Annotated in this window: 12 protein-coding genes; 9 read left to right on the top strand and 3 right to left on the bottom strand. The window is 75.6% G+C overall.

The window, feature by feature from the left end:
• The first annotated feature begins 5 nt into the window (after positions 1-5).
• Genes IOD16_RS16710 through IOD16_RS16680 form a run of 7 tightly spaced genes read left to right on the top strand, consistent with a single transcriptional unit; the run spans position 6 to position 7,856 of the window.
• Complete coding sequence (locus tag IOD16_RS16710; RefSeq protein ID WP_201440795.1) at positions 6-929, top strand: UbiA family prenyltransferase; 924 nt, start codon at positions 6-8, stop codon at positions 927-929.
• On the top strand, positions 929-2,233 hold the full coding sequence (locus tag IOD16_RS16705; protein WP_201440794.1) for an NAD(P)/FAD-dependent oxidoreductase: 1,305 nt from the start codon (positions 929-931) through the stop codon (positions 2,231-2,233). Before IOD16_RS16710 ends, IOD16_RS16705 begins: the two co-directional genes overlap by 1 nt.
• Complete coding sequence (locus IOD16_RS16700; RefSeq protein WP_236595034.1) at positions 2,230-3,783, top strand: class I adenylate-forming enzyme family protein; 1,554 nt, start codon at positions 2,230-2,232, stop codon at positions 3,781-3,783. Before IOD16_RS16705 ends, IOD16_RS16700 begins: the two co-directional genes overlap by 4 nt.
• Complete coding sequence (locus IOD16_RS16695) at positions 3,780-4,547, top strand: class I SAM-dependent methyltransferase (RefSeq protein ID WP_328809469.1); 768 nt, start codon at positions 3,780-3,782, stop codon at positions 4,545-4,547. The genes IOD16_RS16700 and IOD16_RS16695 overlap by 4 nt, the downstream gene beginning before the upstream one ends.
• Complete coding sequence (locus tag IOD16_RS16690) at positions 4,544-5,941, top strand: CoA transferase (RefSeq protein WP_201440792.1); 1,398 nt, start codon at positions 4,544-4,546, stop codon at positions 5,939-5,941. The genes IOD16_RS16695 and IOD16_RS16690 overlap by 4 nt, the downstream gene beginning before the upstream one ends.
• Entirely contained in the window at positions 5,938-7,452 is a 1,515-nt protein-coding gene (locus tag IOD16_RS16685) for a class I adenylate-forming enzyme family protein (RefSeq protein WP_201440791.1), read from the top strand. The genes IOD16_RS16690 and IOD16_RS16685 overlap by 4 nt, the downstream gene beginning before the upstream one ends.
• The gene (locus IOD16_RS16680) at positions 7,449-7,856 is read left to right on the top strand and encodes a carboxymuconolactone decarboxylase family protein (protein ID WP_236595033.1); all 408 of its coding nucleotides are present in this window, start codon (positions 7,449-7,451) and stop codon (positions 7,854-7,856) included. The genes IOD16_RS16685 and IOD16_RS16680 overlap by 4 nt, the downstream gene beginning before the upstream one ends.
• A gap of 7 nt (positions 7,857-7,863) precedes the next feature.
• Here the strand turns inward: IOD16_RS16680 and IOD16_RS16675 are convergent, their stop codons facing one another.
• Positions 7,864-9,459, bottom strand: a complete 1,596-nt coding sequence (locus IOD16_RS16675; RefSeq protein ID WP_201440789.1) for an outer membrane protein assembly factor BamB family protein — start codon at positions 9,457-9,459, stop codon at positions 7,864-7,866.
• A 167-nt stretch (positions 9,460-9,626) separates the two neighbouring features.
• On the opposite strand from IOD16_RS16675, the gene IOD16_RS16670 reads away from it, so the two are divergent.
• Positions 9,627-10,850: an FAD-binding protein gene (locus tag IOD16_RS16670; protein WP_201440788.1), complete on the top strand. Its 1,224-nt coding sequence runs from the start codon at positions 9,627-9,629 to the stop codon at positions 10,848-10,850.
• A 20-nt stretch (positions 10,851-10,870) separates the two neighbouring features.
• Here IOD16_RS16670 and IOD16_RS16665 read toward each other — a convergent pair whose 3' ends face one another.
• A complete protein-coding gene (locus IOD16_RS16665) occupies positions 10,871-11,767 on the bottom strand; it encodes a hypothetical protein (protein WP_236595032.1) in 897 nt (298 codons plus the stop codon).
• 118 nt (positions 11,768-11,885) lie between these two features.
• Complete coding sequence (locus tag IOD16_RS40335) at positions 11,886-13,688, bottom strand: Crp/Fnr family transcriptional regulator (RefSeq protein ID WP_236595031.1); 1,803 nt, start codon at positions 13,686-13,688, stop codon at positions 11,886-11,888.
• Between the two features lie 375 nt (positions 13,689-14,063).
• Here IOD16_RS40335 and IOD16_RS16655 point away from each other — a divergent pair, with 375 nt between their 5' ends.
• Positions 14,064-17,150: a BTAD domain-containing putative transcriptional regulator gene (locus IOD16_RS16655; protein WP_201440787.1), complete on the top strand. Its 3,087-nt coding sequence runs from the start codon at positions 14,064-14,066 to the stop codon at positions 17,148-17,150.
• Positions 17,151-17,456: the final 306 nt, after the last annotated feature.

Raw genomic sequence — 17,456 nt, 5'->3', positions numbered from 1 at the left:
GTCCGATGACCACCGTCATCGCGCCCGGGTCCAGGGGCGCGTACGTGAAGCTGGCCAAGCTCGACATCGTCGACTACTACCTCGGCGTCCTGGTGGTGTGGGCGCTGCTCGCGCCCTCGCTGCGGCTGGACGTCGGCGTGCTGGGCGCCATGGGCGTGTTCCTGGTCGGCGAGGTGCTCGTGATCGTCGCGATGGTCGCGCTGGACGACCTCACCGGCTACCGCGACGGCAGCGACACCGCCAACTACGCCCCCGACGCGCCGGCCCGCAAGCTCGACCGCAAGCCGCTGGTCGCGGGCACGCTCACCGAACCGCAGGTGCTGCGGTTCGCGCTGATCACCGCCGTGGCGGGCGCCGCGGTGTGGCTCGGCGCGCTGGCCGTCGCGCCGCACCGTCCTGTGTGGACGGTCGCACTGGTGGCGGTCACCTACTTCTTCGCCCTGCAGTACTCGTGGGGCCTGAAGCTGAGCTACCGGGGCTGCCAGGAGTTCTTCCTGGCCGCGCTGGGCTGGGCGCTGGTCCTCGCGCCGTACGGCCTGGCCACCGGGCGGATCGACGGCCTGGTGGTCGTGCAGGCCCTGATCTTCGGCCTCGGGCCGCTGCTGTTCGGCGTCTACTCCAACACCAACGACGTCGAGGGCGACCGGCGCGTCGGCCGGCCGACGGTGGCGGCGCTGACCTCGCCCGCCGGCAACCGGCGCTTCGTCCGCGCCGTCTCGGCCTGCGAGCTCCTGCTGGTCCTGGCGCTGCCGCTGGTCGGCGGCCCGTGGTGGTTCCCGCTCGCGCTGCTGCCCACCATCCTGTTGCGGGCCCAGCAGTTGCGCGTCGGGTTCGGCGAGGGCGACATCCTGCGCGCCCGGCGGATCGGCATCGACGCGCACCGGGTCACCGTGGTGGCGCTCGTCGTGGTGAACCTGGTGGTGCGGTGATGGACCTCGACGTGGCGGTGATCGGCGCCGGGATCGCCGGCCTGGCCGCGGCGCACGAGCTGGCGCTGGCGGGACGGGAGGTGCGGGTGTTCGAGGCGGCCGACCACGTCGGCGGCCGGATGGCCACGCGGCACGTGTCCGGGTTCGTGGTCGACACCGGCGCCGAGCAGATCTCCACCCGCGGCTACCCGCACACCTGGGAGCTGCTGCGGCGGCTGGGCCTCGACGACGTGCCCCCGATCGGCCGTCGGCTGGGGGTGTGGCGGGACGGCCGGGCGCATCGCGGGCTGGCGCACCCCTCGGGCCTGGTCACCGGAGCGGGGCTGGCCGTGCGCGCACGGCTGGACTTCGCCCGCGCGACCCGCGGCCTGGCCAGGAGCAGCGCGGTCGACGTCGAACGGCCCGAGGCGTCCCGGGTGGGCAAGGCCACCGTCGCCGAGTTCTGCGCCCCCTACCACCGCGACGTGCTGGAGTACCTGTGCCAGCCGGTGGTGTCGGGGTTCTTCGGGTGGCAGCCGGAACGCTCCGCCGCCGCGCCGTTCCTGGCGCTGCTCGGCGCGATCGGCCCCTCCACCGCGTGGCGCGCCTACGACCGGGGCATGGACGTGGTGGCCCGCGCGCTGGCCGCGCGGCTCGACGTCACCACGTCCTCCCCGGTGCGGGAGATCCTGGCCGGACCGGCGTACGCCCGGATCACCGGCGACGGCACGGAGCTGCGCGCCCGGTCGGTGGTGCTGGCGGTGCCCGCGCCCGTCGCGCGGCAGGTCTACGTGAACCCGCCGGAGCACGAGCGGCCGTTCCTGGACGCGTGCACGTTCACCCCGATGGTGAAGGCGCACCTGATGCTGGACCACCGCCCCGAGTCCGACGTGTACCTGCTGGCGGTGCCCCGCGCGGAGAGCCGGTCGGTGTCGGTGGTGCTGTTCGACCACCTCAAGCACCCCGACCGCGCCCCCGAGGGCCGCGGCCTGCTCACCGTGATCGCGAGCCCGGCGGTCGCGCCGGCGCTGCTGGACGCCACCGACGACGAGGTGGTGTCCGAGCTCGCCGCCGAGGCCGAGCGCTTCGTGCCCGGCCTGCGCGCCGCCGTGACCGGGTCGGTGGTCCACCGGTTCCGCCACGGCCTGCCCGAAGCCACACCGCACGCCCTGGCGCTGCGCGGCGAGTTCGCGTCCCGCCTCGGCGGGGTCGTGGACTACGCGGGCGACTGGGTGTCCCTGACCCCGTACAGCGAGGCCGCGGTGCGATCCGGCCGCCGAGCCGCCGCACGGGTCCGCGAGGTGCCGAGGAGGCAACACGCATGAGGCCGCACGACATGGGCACGCTGTTCGACGAGGTCGCGGCGCGCGGCACGCACACCACCGTGCACCTGGACCGGCCCTTCGACATCCTGCCCGCCGGGTACGGGCCGGGGGTCGACTTCACCGTGCCGCAGCTGGCCGGGCTGGTCCGCGAGGCCGCCGGCTGGCTGTACGAGGCGGGCGCCCGGCGCGGCGAGCGGGTGGCGGTGGTGAAGCGCAACCACTACGACTACGCCCTGCTCGCGTGCGCGGCGGTGCGGATCGGCGCGGTGCCCGCGCTGCTGTCCGGCCACCTGCCCGACGACGTGCTGGAGGTGCTGCTCAAGCGGCTCGACCCGGCGGTGCTGGTCACCGACCGCGTGCCACCCGTCGGACTGGCCCGGCGGGTGCTGTCGCTGGGCCCGCCCGTGCCGGGCGCGTTGACGCTGGACGACGTGCGCGGCGCACGGGTGCCCGCCCCCCGGCGCAGGCACGACGACGAGCCGCTGGTCGTCAACCACACCTCGGGCACCACGGGTGTGCCGAAGCTCGTGGTGCACACGACCCGCACGATCGTGCACCGGCTGGCCCGGTTCGAGGCGGTCCGCTGGCCGGTGATCGGGGTGCGCCGCGACGACGTGGTCGCCAACGCCGGCTCCTACGCGCACGGCCGCGCGTTCTGCTGGACGGCCAGTGTGTTCTGCCTCGCGCCGCGCAAGGTCGTGCTGCTCAGCGACCCCGGGTCGGCCGCCCCGGTGCTCGCCCGGCACCGGCCGACCGTGCTGGAGGCGCTGCCGTCGGCCTACGTGCGGTGGCAGCCGTTGACCACGCGGCCGGACCACCCGTTCCGGGAGGTGCGGCTGTTCGTCAGCACCTTCGACGCGATGCACCCGCCGGCGATCCGGGCGATGCTGCACGCCTCCCGCCGCAGACGTCCGCTGTGGATGCAGGGCTGGGGCCAGACCGAGACGGGCCCGCTGACGTTCCGCTTCCTCACCCGCCGCGCGCTCGACCGGTCGCCCGACGCCCGCGACCTGGGCCGTCCGGTGCCGGGCCGGACCAGGCTGCGCGTGGTGGACCCGGTGACGCTGACGCCCGTGCCCCGCGGCCACAGCGGCCTGGTGCTCGCGCGCACGGCGGCCCGGTGCGCCGGGTACGTCGGCGAGCAGGACCGCTGGCACGCCAAGACCGCCGGGCCGTGGTGGAACACCGGCGACCTCGGCGTGCTGACCCGCGGCGGCTCGGTGCGGCTGCTGGACCGCGAGGTCGACGCCGTGCCGGGGCTGAGCTGCCTGCGGGTCGAGGACCTGGTCGAGGACCGGTTGCCCGAGGTCGTCGAGTGCGTGGTGCTCGGCACCCCGGGCCGCCCGCCGATCCCGGTGCTGGTGACGTCCGGCCCGCTGGACCCCGCGGCGTGGCGGCAGGCGGTCGCCGACCTGCCGCCGATGGCCGACCCGCACCTGATGGCCTGGGACGACGTCCCGCGCACCGCCACCGGCAAGGTGCGCCGGCTCGACCTGCTCACCCGGCTGGCGGGCACCGCCGAGACCCACGGCAGCGGGAGGTGGACGTGACCACCTACGTGTTCGACCGCGCGCACGTCGCCGAACAGCACCGCTGCCTGGCCGCCGCCTACGACCCGGTGACCTTCGCGCGGCTCGCGCAGACCGGGGTCCGGGCCGGCTGGCGCTGCCTGGACGTCGGCGCGGGCGGCGGCACCGTGGCGCACTGGCTGGCCGGCCGCGGCGCGACCGTGCTGGCGACCGACGTGCAGCCCGACCACGTGCCGCCCGCGCCCCGGCTCACCGTGCTGCGGCACGACGTGGTGTGCGACCCGCTGCCCGACGCCTCCTTCGACCTGGTCCACGTGCGGCTCGTGCTGCGGCACCTGCCCGAGCGCGACGCCGTGCTGCGCAAGCTCGTCGCCGCGCTGAAACCCGGCGGGTGGCTCCAGGTGGACGAGTTCGACAACTCCTACAGCCCGGTGCTGCTCGCGCCGGACCGGGACGCCGCCGAGCTGTACGAGACGTTCCTGGCGGTCAAGGAGAGCGTGTTCGACGTCTACGGCGTCGACGGCGCGTGGGGGCGCAAGGCGGCCGGCGCGATGGTCGAGGCCGGGCTGGTCGACGTGGACCCGAGGGTGGTCGTGCACCCGTGGCGGGCCGGGTCGCCGGGCGTGCGGCTGCTCGCGCACACCACGCACATGCTGCGGGACAAGCTGGTGGAGGCGGGCATGAGCGACGAGCACCTGGCCGCCGTGCGCGAGGTGCTGGCCGACGAGCGGTTCCTGGCCACGTCGCCGGTCGTCTACTCCGTGCACGGGCGGCGGCCGGCATGACCTCGGCGGTGACGGCCGCGCCCTGGTCGGGACCGGTGGACCTGCCGCTGGGCGGCGAGCTGGACGTGCAGGCGGCGTGCGGCCTCATGCACGTGCACGGCCGGCGGTTCGGGCGCCCCACGGCGCTCGGCCTGGACTACGCCTCGATCGTGGCCGCGGAGCTCGACGAGATCGGCCGGTCGGCGTTGGAGGTGGCGCGGCTGCGCGGTGTGCCGCTGGAGGCGGTGACGACGTCGGTCGCGCAGGCGGCGCTGCTGGCGGTGTCGCAGTACCTGGCGGCGGCCACCGCCGACGAGCCGGACCCGGCGCCGGCGGAGGTCGGCGGGCCGCCGTTCCTGTCCGCCGACGGGGTGGCGTTCGAGGTCGAGGCGCTGGACGCGGAGGTGTGGCGGCGGTTCTGGGCCGCGTTGGACGCCGACCCGCGCGTGGTGGCGTCGGCGTGGCGGCCGTTCCAGCAGCGGTTCGCCACCGCGACGTGCCCGTTGCCGCCGGAGCTGACCGGCCTGACCGCGCGGCTGCCGGTCGTGCGGCTGGAACGGGTCGCCGAGTCGACCGGGATGACGTTGGTGCGGGTGGCGCACCGGGCGGTCGACGACGTGCCGCCCTACGTGGTGCGGCCGTTGGGCGCGGCCGCGGGCCCGGTCGGGGGAGGGGCGCCGGACCCGGGCGCGCTGCCGCTGTCCGGGCTGGTGGTGCTGGAGTCGTGCCGCCGGGTGCAGGGGCCGGTCGCCGGTCACCTGCTGTGGCAGTTGGGCGCGACGGTGGTGCGGGTCGAGCCGCCGGGAGGCGACCCGCTGCGCGGCGTGCCGCCGATGGCCGGTGACGTCTCCGCCCGGTTCCACGCGGTGAACCGGGGCAAGCGGGTGGTGACCGCGGACCTCGGGACCGTGGCCGGCCGGCGCGAGCTGCTGGAGCTGGCCTCGGGCGCGGACGTGTTCCTGCACAACTGGGCGCCGGGGAAGGCCGCCGCGTGGTCGTTGCGGGCACGGGACGTCGCGCGGGTCCGGCCCGGGATCGTCTACGCGCACGCGTCCGGGTGGGGCGACGCCCTGGGTCCGCGACCGCCGTTGGGCACCGACTTCGTGGTGCAGGCCCACGCCGGGGTGCCGCCGTCCTTGATGACGACCGTGGACGTGTTCGGGGGCGTGGTGTGCGCCCGCGGTGTCGTGGACGCCTTGGCGGAGCGGATCCGGTCGGGGACGGGCCGGGCGGTGGCGTCGTCGTTGCTGTCGGCGGCGTCGAGGCTGAACGCGCGGGCGACGCGGCGGTGCACGGCGCCCTTGAGCGTGCCGGTGTGCACGGACCTGGCGGAGTTGGCGCGGGACCGGCGGTTCTCGCGGGCGCTGGTGTCGGACGGGTGCGTGGTGCCGGGGTCGGCCTGGAGGTTCGGATGACGTGGACGTCGTCGACCGGGGTGGTGCTGCGGGACCTGGTGCCCGCCGCGCTGCGCCGGTCCTGGGTGGCGGCCGGCCACTGCCCCGACCGGGACCTGTACTCGTTGTTCCGGGAGCGGGTGGCCGCGCACCCCGGGCGGCCGGCGGTGATCGACTCCGCCGGGTCGGTGGACTACGCGTGGGTGGACCGGGCGGTGCGGTGGCAGGCGAGGTCGCTGCGCGGTCACGGCCCCTCCGACATCATCGGCATCCGCGTGCCGAACGGGCGGGAAGGGGTGGTGGCGGAGCTGGCGGTGGCGGCGGTCGGCGGTGTGGCGGTGCACCTGCCCGACGGCGGTCCGCCGGCGGCGGGCACGGGCTCACCGGTGGTGGGCACGGTGATCACCGACGTGTCGGACGCCCTGGCCGCGGCTTCCGACCCGGCCCGGGAGGCGCCGCGGTGGTCACCGGTGGCGGTCGACCCGGAGGCGCCGGCGCGGATCCTGGTGTCGTCGGGGTCGGAGTCCGCGCCGAAGCTGGTCGCCTACTCGCACAACGCGTTCGCCGGCGGCCGGGCGAACTACGTGCGGGCGGTGCACGGCGGCACCGCCGTGCCACGCGATCTGGTGCTGGCGCCGCTGGCGTCGGCGTTCGGGTCGTTCGGGGCGGCGATCACGCTGTGCCGGTGGGGCGGCACGGTGCTGCTGATGCGGCGGTTCGACGCGGCGGCGGCGTTGCGCGTGGTGGCGGAGCACCGGCCCACGCACGTGTTCGGCGTGCCCACGATGCTGCGGCGGATGGCCGCCCTGGCCTCCGCGGCCGACACCTCGTCGGTGCGCGCGGTGGTGTCCAGCGGCGACGTGCTGACACCGGAGGCGCTGGCGGCGACCCGGTCCGCGTTCGACTGCCCGGTGATCAACGTCTACGGGTCGTCCGACGGCGTGAACTGCCACACGTCGACGCCGGAGCACGGGGTGGGCCGGCCCGACCCGGCGGTCACCGACATCCGCGTGGTGGACGGCGAGATCTGCGCGCTGGGGCCGATGACACCGCTGTGCTACGTCGACGCGCCCGAGCTGGACCGGCGGCACCGCCTGCCCGGCGGCTGGGTGCGGACCGGCGACGAGGGCTTCTTCGACGACGGCGGGACCCTGCACGTGGTGCGCCGGCTCAAGCGGGTGGTGATCCGCGGCGGCTACACCATCAGCCCGGCCGAGGTGGAACGAGCGCTGGACGGCCACCCCGAGGTGGCCGAGGTGGCGTGCGTGCCCGTGCCGGACCCCGACCTGGGGGAGCGGCTGTGCGCGTGCGTGGCCGTGCGCCCCGGCCGGCCGGCGCCGTCGCTCGGGCAGCTGACCGCGTTCCTGATCGACCGCGGCCTCAGCCGCCGCAAGCTGCCCGAACACCTGGTCGTGCTGCCGGAGCTGCCGCTGGGCCGGACGGGGAAGGTCTGCTTGCCCACGGTGACCCGGCTGGCGGCCGAACGGCACGCGGGCGGGCGCGGGGATCTCACAGGAGGTGGTCGGTGGTGAGGCTCGATCCGTTCGCCGGGCCGGGGTTCGCGGCGTTGGGCGCGGTGGCGGAGGCCGTGGACGACGTGGACCTGCCGGTCGGGTTCGTCGAACTGGTGCGGTTGCGGTGCTCGCAGATCAACGGGTGCGGCTACTGCGTCCGGCTGCACGGCGACGCGGCCGCGGCGGCGGGGGAGACGCGGGACGTCGCCTCCTGGCGGACCGGTCCCGTGTTCACCGGGCCGGAACGGGCGCTGCTGGCGTTGGCCGAGGCGGTGACCCTGGTGCACGACGGGCACGTGCCGGACGCCGTCCTCGACGCGGCGGTCCACGCGGTGGGCGAGGTGCTGACGCAGCAGGTCGTGTGGGTGGTGACGGTGGTCAACGCCTACAACCGGCTGGCGATCAGCGCGCGGCTCACCTGACCGGTGGTCAGCCCGTGAGGCCGACCACCGGCGCGGGCGTGCCGCCGAACGTCGTGCGGGTGACCACGATCGCGCCGGGGGCGGCGACGAGGCGGACGTCCGAGCGGCCGCGCGAGCCCGAGCCGTCCAGGCGGACCGGGGTGGACGTGGGCGACGAGCCGGTCAACGGCTGCGTCACCACGGTCAGCTCACGGCCGTTGTCCTCGCACGCGCGCACGTAGGTGGTGCGCGTCGTGAGGTCCGCCGTGCGCCGGGGACACGCGTCGATCGACAGCCGCGTGGTCGAGCCGGTGGCCGGGTCGAGCGCGAGGAGGCCGGTGACCCGGCCACCGTCGGCTTCCTCCACCAGCGGTGCGGCGCCGGCGTCGGCGCGCACGGTCCACGGCCGTTCCGGCCGGGTCAGCACCCGTCCGGTCTCGGCGTCCAGCAACCCGTTCGGCACCGCGTCGGGCGTGGCCCGCGCGCCGGAGGTCTGGAAGAGGACGACGTCCCCGTCCGGTGTGGCGCCGAGCCGGATGTCCTGCCGCTCGCCGTTCGCGTCGGCGCGCCGGACCTCGTGCCGCCACCGCTCCTGCCCGGTCGCCTCGTCCAAGGCGGTGACACCCAACGTGTCCGCGCACTCCACGGGCACCAGGACGGTCGTGCGGCCCCAGGCCACCTGCCCGAACCACGACGTGCAGCCGGCGGGCGGCGACCAGTGCCACCGCGACCCGCCGCCGGCCAGGTCGTAGCCGGTGACGACCTCCTCGTCGCGCACCGTCAACACCCGCGCCCCGGGCCGCACCTGGTCGGTCTCCACCAGCGCCGACCGGAGCACCACCTCGGAGCGGGGCGCGCCGGTGTCCGCGTCCAGCACCACCACCGACTGCGCCCGCGTGTCGTGCGCGGACCGGAAGGACACCACGACGGTCCGCCGGTCCGCCGACGCCACCAGCGACCCGACCGGCGCGCCCGGCCGCGCGTACCGCCAGTCCACCCGACCGTCGACGCCGCTCAACGCCACCACGGCCCCGTCCCGCGTGGCCACCGCCACCCCGTGCAGCACCGGCACGACGTCCACCACCTCCGCGGGAGGCTGCCACGCCCACTGCCGCGTGCCGGGCTGCTCCACCACGGGCTCCGGCGGGAAGTCCCGGGCGTCCCGGGTGTCGGACCGGACGATCGCCGCGTGGGCCCCGGCCGGCGCCAGGACCGCCGCGACCACGACCAGGGCCGCCGCGAGGACGCCGACGGGCCGCACCCGCCACCCGCCGGACCAGGCCCGCCGCGCCGCCGGGTCCTCCTCCCGCCGCCCGGCCGACCCGATCGCGCCGACCGCCACCGCCACCGAACCCACCGCCAACACCGGCAGGTCGTCACCGGTCAGGCCGATCAGCAGGTCCGCCGCCAGCAGCCACCCCACCGCGACCGCCAAGCCGACCCCCGCCACCGCCGCGAACACCCGGACCGCGCGCCCGCCGCCGATCACCGACAGGGCCGTGAGCACGACGCCCACCGCCAACCCGATCACCGTGACGTCCGCTTCCGGCCGGGGCACGCCACCCGACCGGAACGGCGCCCACGCGGCGCACAACGCACCCACCGCGGTCATGTAGCGCAGCATCCCCGCACCTCCCCGCGTGGGACGGCGAGCGCCGGGGATCCGTTCCACGACGATCGTCGGCGTGGTGCGACCGCCACCGCCCGTCGCCGCCCGGACCTGGACCACGGGACCGTCGGCGAGGTCCCGGACCGGCCGCCCGCCGCCGGCGATGGGGCAGAATCGGCCCGGTGAGCACCAACTGGGCAGGCAACGTCACCTTCTCCGCCGCGCGCACCGCGCACCCGACGTCCGTCGGTGAGCTCCAGGACGCGGTCAGGACGGCCGAGTCGGCGCGCGTGGTCGGCGCGGGGCACTCGTTCAGCACGATCGCCGACACCGACGGCACGCTGATCAGCCTCGACCGGATGCCCGAGGTGTTCGAGGTCCGGGACGGGTCGGTGCGGGTGGGCGCCGGGACCCGGTTGGCGCGGCTCGCCGAACGGCTGCACGCCGCCGGCCTCGCGCTGCCCGCCATGCCGTCGCTGCCGCACATCACGATCATCGGCGCCTGCGCCACCGCCACCCACGGCTCCGGCAACGACATCCCGTCGCTGGCGAGCCTGGTCCGCTCGCTCGACCTGGTCGCGGCCGACGGCTCTCTGCGCACGCTGAGCAGGGGAGACGCCGGTTTCGACGGCGCCGTGGTGGCGTTCGGCTCGCTCGGCGTGGTGGTGGCCGTCGAGCTGGACGTCGTGCCGAGCTTCGACGTCGAGCAGCGGGTCTACCAGGACATGCCCTTCGACGCCCTGGTCGAGAACGTGGACGCGGTGTTCGCCTCCGCCTACAGCGTCAGCGCCTTCACCACCTGGCAGGGCGTGGCCCACGTGTTCGCCAAGCACCGCACCACCGACCCGGGGCACGACCTGGCCTGGACCGGCGCGACGCCCGCCACCGGGCCGGTGCACCCGGTGCCCGGCCAGCCCGCCCTGCACTGCACCACCCAGCTCGGCGTGCCCGGCCCGTGGCACGAGCGGCTGCCGCACTTCCGCGCCGACTTCACCCCGAGCGTCGGCCGTGAGCTGCAGTCCGAGTACTTCGTGGCCCGCGAGCACGCGGCCGACGCGCTGCGGGCGCTCGACGCGCTGTCCGCCGAGCTGAGGCCCGTGCTGCTGACCTCCGAGGTCCGCACGATCGCCGCCGACACCCAGTGGCTCAGCCCGGTGCACGACCGGCCGAGCGTCGCGTTCCACTTCACCTGGCAGCCGGACGACGCGGCCGTGCGCGCCGTGCTCCGCGAGGTCGAGGCGGCGCTGAGCCCGTGGCGCCCGCGCCCGCACTGGGGCAAGGTGTTCGAGCTGGCCGACCCCGGCGAGCGCTACCCGCACTGGGCGCGGTTCGCCGAGCTGCGCGCGGAACTCGACCCCGCCCGCACATTCCGCAACCCCTTGATCGACGGCTGGTTTACCGGATAAGCGCTCAACGGGCGCGGGACTCACTTCAACCCGGGCACGACGACGCTGAGCACGCTGACCGCGAGCGGCGCGAGGAGGCCGAACGCGGCGGTGAGGCTTTTCCCGACGGTCAGGTCCGCGCCGAGAACCCCGATGAGCCGCGTCCGACCCTCGACCCACGCCGCGGTGGGCCGGGCGTCGGCGGGCAGCGGGTAGCACTGGTCCACGAACAGCAGGCAGCGGGTGCGCCACGCGACGAACGTGGGCACGTAGAGCAACAGCGAGATCGCGGTGAACAACGCGCCGTAGAGCAGCACCCACTCGGGCGGGAACTTCGCCGGCGGGACGCCGCCGGCCAGGAACGCCTTGCGCTGGGCGCCCGAGTCGACCACCGCGATGGTCACGATCGTCGCCAGCACGGTCAGGCAGACCCCGATGGCCCGACGGCAGTCGATCAGGTCGGCGAGCACCGCGTCCGCCCGCGTCGGCGGGGTGGTCGGCGCCGACAGCGCCGCCGTGACCAGGCGCAGCCGCGTGGTGACCAGCCACAGCCCGAGCACCGCCGGCGCGGCGGCGGTCAGCGCGAGCAGGACCAGCCCGCGCGACACGGGCGCCACCGCGGCCGGCGGCAGCTGGGCGACCGGCCCGCCGCCCGCCCACAGGAAGGCCAGGATCGCCGCGGCGAACGCGACGTAGCACAGCAGCGGCCCGCGGCCGTCCGCGCGGGCCGCACGCCAACCGGTCGCCAGCGGGAGGGCGTGGAAGAACAGGAACGCGAAGACCACCGCGGAGGCCGCGACCAAGGCCGACCACACGCCGAACTCGAAGGCGCCCGGGCCGCGGGGTGCCACGACCGCCCGCACGAGCGAGGCCAGGCCGGTGAACGCGCCGAGCCCCAGCACGGTGGTGACCGCGGGCCACGACCAGTGTTTCCGCAACCGGATCCCCTCCCGTCGGGGGCATCGCACCGCATGTTCCGCCGAGGCGCACCTCCAGCGCGACGCCTCCGCACGTGCGGACCTCACCACGTCGGGGAGCGCCCCCGCACCACCGCCCTCACAACCGCGCGAACCGCCGCAACCCCTCCAGGTCGGGCACCACGACGTCGCGCCGCAGGTGGCTGACCACCACACCGGCCTTGCGCAGGTCGGCGAACGCCTTCTCGGCCGTGCGCGGCTTCATCCCGGCGATCGAGGCCAGCTCCACCTTCGTCAGCGGGATGCCGAGCACCCACCCGCCGACCTCCTGGCGGCCGTGCGCGCCGACCAGCTCGGCCAGCACGCGCGCCACCCGTTCCGCGGCGGTGTGGGACAGGAAGTCGCGCCGCCGCCGGTTGGCCCACCGCAGCTGGTCGTCGATGACGCCGATCAGCTCGACGAACCCGTCGTTGCGGCGGTGCAGGAACCCGTGCAGCTCGGCGCTCGTGATCAGCTTCGCCGACACGTCACCGCAGGTCACGACGGTCGCCGAGCGCGGCTTGTGGTCCAGCGCGGCCAGCTCGCCCACCAGGTCGCCCGCGACGCGCACGGTGAGCACCGCGGTGTCCCCGCTCGAGTCGTTGACCAGCACCTTCACCACGCCCTCGAGCAGCAGGAACACGTGGGTGTCGGTGGCGTCCTGGACGATGAGCTCCCGGTCGGCGGCGTAGCGGACCGCGGTGCCCAGCGACATCAGCTCCTGCCGGCTGCTCTCCCGCAGCCGCGCCAGCAGCGTGCCCGGCGGCCACTCCGGCATCGCCACGTGCTGCCGCGCCGCGGGCGGGTTCGGCTTCGCCGTGGCCAACGACCGGCCCGCGTCGGCGAACGAGGCGAAACCCCGCTCGAACGACGGGTCGGGCCCCACCCCGGACATCAGCGCCTCGCACGCCCGCCGCTGCTCGTCCAGCGCCCGCACGGCGGGGTGGTCCGCGCCCAGCGCCGCCACCGCCCGCATCGACGCGTCGCGCACCACGTCCAGCAGCCGCTGCGCCTGGCCCCGGGTGCCGTCGAGGTGGGCGAGCTCCAGCTCGGCCGACGCCAGGTTCGACGTGGCGATCACCGAGTGCGGGTGGTCCCCGCCGAGCCGGGTGGCGGTGCGGTCCGCGGCCGAGCGCAGGCTGGGCAGGGCGAGCCGGGCCCGCTCGGCGGAGCGGCGCACCCTGGCCAGTTCGAACTCCGCCGAGGCCAGGTTCGCCTGCGCCACCAGCGCCCGCGGGTGGTGCGCGCCCAGCGCGTTCAACGCCCGATCGGTCGCGTCGCGCAGGTCCGTCAACGACTCGGCGACCTCCTCGGCGTCACCGTGGTCGCGGGCGATCCGGAACCGGGCGCACATCAGGTTCAGCCGCAGCACGCACGTCTGCGGGTGGTTCGACCCGAGCACCGCGGAGTTGCGCTGTAACGCCAGCTCCAGCGCGCCCGTCTCGCTCGGTTTCGCCATCTCCACGGCCACCGCCACCGACCCGACGGAGACCGGGTCGGCCACCGGCAGCGGGTCGAGGAAGTCGCCGACGACCTGGCGCAGCGGCGCGCCGCGACCGAACGCCGTGGTCGGCGGCCTGCGCCGCACCTGGCGCGGCGCCGTCACCCCCGGTTCGCGCCGACCGCGGGCCACCGACGCCAACGCCTGCAGGTCACGCACCCGCGACGCCTCCGGACCGGTCGGGTCCACCAGCGCCAGCATGGCGATGAGCAGGGCGTCCGCGGCGTCGGCGGAGCCGATCCGGGTCAGCGCGGCGGCGCAGCGCAGCAGGCGGTCCACGTCGCGGCGCGCGCTGAGCGCGTCCAGCGACCGCGCCAGGTCCACGGCGAGGCGGCGGGCCGCCTGCCGGTCCGGCGCGGACCGGGCCAGTACTGCTTCGAGTTCGACCATTCGGCTGTTCATCCGGCACCCCAGGTGGTTGCTCGGTCCGCGGCGGCGCGGTTCCGGCGTTCGGACGCCGGGTTCCGGCGTTCGGGCGCGGGGACTCGTGCCGCCGGAGTGGAATCCTCGTCCATAGCGGCGATATCGGTTGCTCCGGGCATTCGTTAGCTCACGCCTGACATTGTTACGTTATGAATGGTCGGATGTCCGAACGTTAGCCGCACTATTGCGGAAAACCGTGCAATTTTTCTGTCGTAGTGAACACTCTGCGACGTCCCCTTGGCGAGATCGATCCCCGACACGGGAGGGCCCCTCGTATTCGTGTCCGCCCACCGGGCGCGGTGACGGCCGGAGGGGTGCCACGCCGGCCACCGGCCGCCGTGGCACAGTGACCGCATGCGGGTGGGGGTGTTGGGGCCGCTGGAGGTCACGGCGGACGGCACGGCGGTCGAGGTGGGCGGCGCCAGGGTGCGCGCCCTGCTGGTGAGGTTGGCGGTGGCCGCGGGCCGCGTCGTCACCACCGAGGAGCTGGCCGACGCGCTGTGGCCCGAGGACCGGCCGGCGGACGAGGTGGCCGCGGTCCGGTCGCTGGTGTCCCGACTGCGCCGCGCCCTGCCGGCCGACGTGCTGCGGTCCGCGCACGGCGGCTACCGGCTCGACCTGCCCGCCGACGCGGTCGACGCGCTCCGCTTCGACCGGCTCGCCCGCGAGACCAGGGCCGCGCTGACCGCGGGCGACCCGGGCGCCGCGCGGCGGCTGGCGGCGGAAGCGACGGCGTTGTGGCGCGGACCGGCCTTGGCCGACGCGGCGGGCGCGCCGTTCGCGGTCGGCTACGTCGCCGGTCTGGACGAGACGCGGCTGGCCGTGGTGGAGGACGGGGCGGCGGCCGACCTGGCGTGCGGCCGGGCCGAGCACCTGGTCGCCGAGCTCACCGACCTCGCCGCCCGCCACCCGCTGCGCGAACGGCTGCAAGCCCTGCTGCTGCGCGCCCTCGTCGCGACCGGCCGCCCGGCGGAGGCCCTGGTCGCCTACGAGGAGGTCCGCCGCCGCATCGCCGACGAGCTGGGCGCCGACCCCGGCCCCGAACTGCGCGAGACGCACCAGGAGATCCTCCGCGCCGAACCCGCCGACCAGCCGCGCCCCGGCAACCTGCGGATGCCGTTGACCAGCCTGGTCGGCCGGTCCGCCGACGTCGAACGGGTCGCCGGGCAGCTCGCGGCCCACCGGCTGGTCACCCTCGTCGGACCGGGCGGCGCGGGCAAGACCCGCCTGGCCACCACGGTCGCCGCCCGGCTGCCCGGCGGCGCGTGGCTGGTCGAGCTGGCGTCGGTGACCGACCCGGACGACGTCGCGCCCGCCGTGCTCGGCGCGCTCGGCCTGCGCGACCAGCGCACCGTCGACCGGCCCGTGGCGCTGGTCGACACGATGACCCGGCTGGTGGACGTGCTGTCGCGCACCGACGCGGTGATCGTGCTGGACAACTGCGAGCACCTGGTCGACGCGGCGGCCCGGTTCGCCGACGAGCTGCTCGGCCGCTCCCCCCGGCTGCGCGTGCTGGCCACCAGCCGGGAACCGCTCGGCGTGTACGGGGAGGTGGTCAGCCCGGTGCCGCCGCTGGACGGCGACGCGGCCGTGCGGCTGCTCGCCGAACGCGCCGCGGCGGTGCGGCCCGGCTTCACCGTGACGCCGGACGACGCCGAGGCGGTCGCCGAGGTGTGCCGGCGGCTGGACGGCCTCCCGCTGGCGATCGAACTGGCCGCCGCCCGGCTGCGGTCGCTGACGGTCGCGCAGCTGGCCGCCCGCCTCGACGACCGGTTCCGCCTGCTCACCGGCGGCAGCCGCACCGCCATGCCGCGGCACCAGACGTTGCGCGCGGTGGTGGCGTGGAGCTGGGACCTGCTGTCGGAGCCGGAACGGGACTTCGCCGCGCGACTGGCCGTGTTCCCGGCGGGCCTCGACCTGGAAGCCGCCGAACGGCTCGCCGGCGCCGACGCGTTCGACCTGCTCGCCGCCCTGGTCGACAAGTCGCTGGTGCAGGTCGTCGACGGCGCCCGCTACCGGATGCTGGAGACGATCCGCGAGTACTGCCTGGAACGGCTCGCCGAGGGCGGCCGGGTCGCCGCGGCCCGGGCCGAGCACGCCGAGTACTTCCGCGACCTCGCCGAGACCGCCGAACCGCACCTGCGCGGCAAGGAGCAGCTGACCTGGATCGCCAGGCTGGAGGCCGAGCGGGACAACCTGATCGCCGCGCTGCACTTCGCCGCCGACAGCGGCGACGCCGACACCGCCGTGCGGCTGGCCGCCGCGATGGGCCTGTTCTGGACCATGCGCGGCAACCGGGCCGAGTCGGTGCCCTGGCTGCGGCTCGCGCTGGCGGTGCCGGGGGACGCGCCCGCCACGGCACGCCAGGTCGTGTCCGCGTTCCTGCTCGTGAACAACGCGGTGACGGGCGGCTTCCAGGACCTCGACGACCACATCTCCCGGCTCGCCGAGCTGGTCGCCGAGTCCGCCGGCGCCGAGCACCCGGTGCTCGTGCTGCTGGAGCCGATGCTGGGGCTGTTCCTCGACGACGCCGGACGGGCGTTGTCGGCGGTGGACCGGCGGCTGGACGTGCCGGACCCGTGGGCGCGGGCCGTGCTGTGGATGGTGCGCGGCGCGGTGCGGGAGAACGAGGGCGACCTGCGCGGCGCGCGTGACGACATCACCACCGCCATCGCCGGGCTGCGCGAGGTGGGCGACCGGTTCGCGCTGGCTCAGGCGTTGACCGGGGTGGCCGAGGCGCACCTGCGCTTCGGCGACCCGGAGGAGGCGATCACGGCGCTGGAGGAGTCGATCCGGTTGCTCGCCGAACTGGACGCCGACGACGACGCGGCCCACGAACGGATCCTGCTGGCCACCGCGCGCATCCAACTGGGCGACGTGGCCGCGGCCCGCGCCGACTGCCTCGCGCTGACCAAGCCCGTGTCGTCGCAACCGTGGGCGGCGCGCGGTGTCGCGTTCGCCTGGCTGGTGCTCGGCGACCTGGCCCGCTACGACGGCCACCTGGCCGAGGCGGAACGGCAGTACGAGGCGGCCCAGGCCTCGCTCGCGGGCGAGCCGTTCGTCGTGCCGCAGTTCCACGCGCAGATCCTGACGTCACTCGCGCACCTCGCCGTGGAGCGCGGCGACCACGCGGCGGCCGCGGAAGCCGTCCGCACCGCCTTCGACCACGCCATGTCGGCCAAGGACATGCCGGTCCTGGCCAGGGTCGCCGTCGCCGAGGCGGCCGTGCGCACCCACTTCGCCAACCCGACCGACGGGGCCAGGGCCCTGGGCGTGGCCGAGAACCTGCGCGGCGCCGCCGACCCCCGCAACCCGGAGATCACCCGCCTCGCCACCCACCTGCACGACACGATCGGCCCCGCCGCCTACGACCTGGCCTACGCCGCCGGTCTCGCCCTCGACCGCGCCGACGCCATCGCCCTGATCCGACCGACCCCCTGACCGCCACTCGCCCGGCGCGCGGGAAAGCGGCGGGCGCCCTCGACGGATAGGCCGCGGGACCTCGCCGAAACAAAGGGAACGGCCCGGACCCGAAATCGCGAGAAGGGGTTCGACCGGGTTGTCACTACGGGAAGACGAATCCGCGAGTGCGGTGTTCCCGGGTGTGCGACTGCGTCATTCCACCCGTCGTGAACTGCGAAAACAATCATCGTGACACCACCGACTCGGCGGTATGGGTGCTTCGATCGGGAATGTATCGTTTCGACTCCGTCGGGTCTCCGACGGTCGACATCCCCTGCATCCTTG

It is taken from the genome of Saccharothrix sp. 6-C, from assembly GCF_016695385.1.
Lineage (GTDB): Bacteria > Actinomycetota > Actinomycetes > Mycobacteriales > Pseudonocardiaceae > Actinosynnema > Actinosynnema texasense.
The sequence above is the reverse complement of the archived record's forward strand: the minus strand, read 5'-3'. Positions and strand labels throughout refer to the sequence as shown.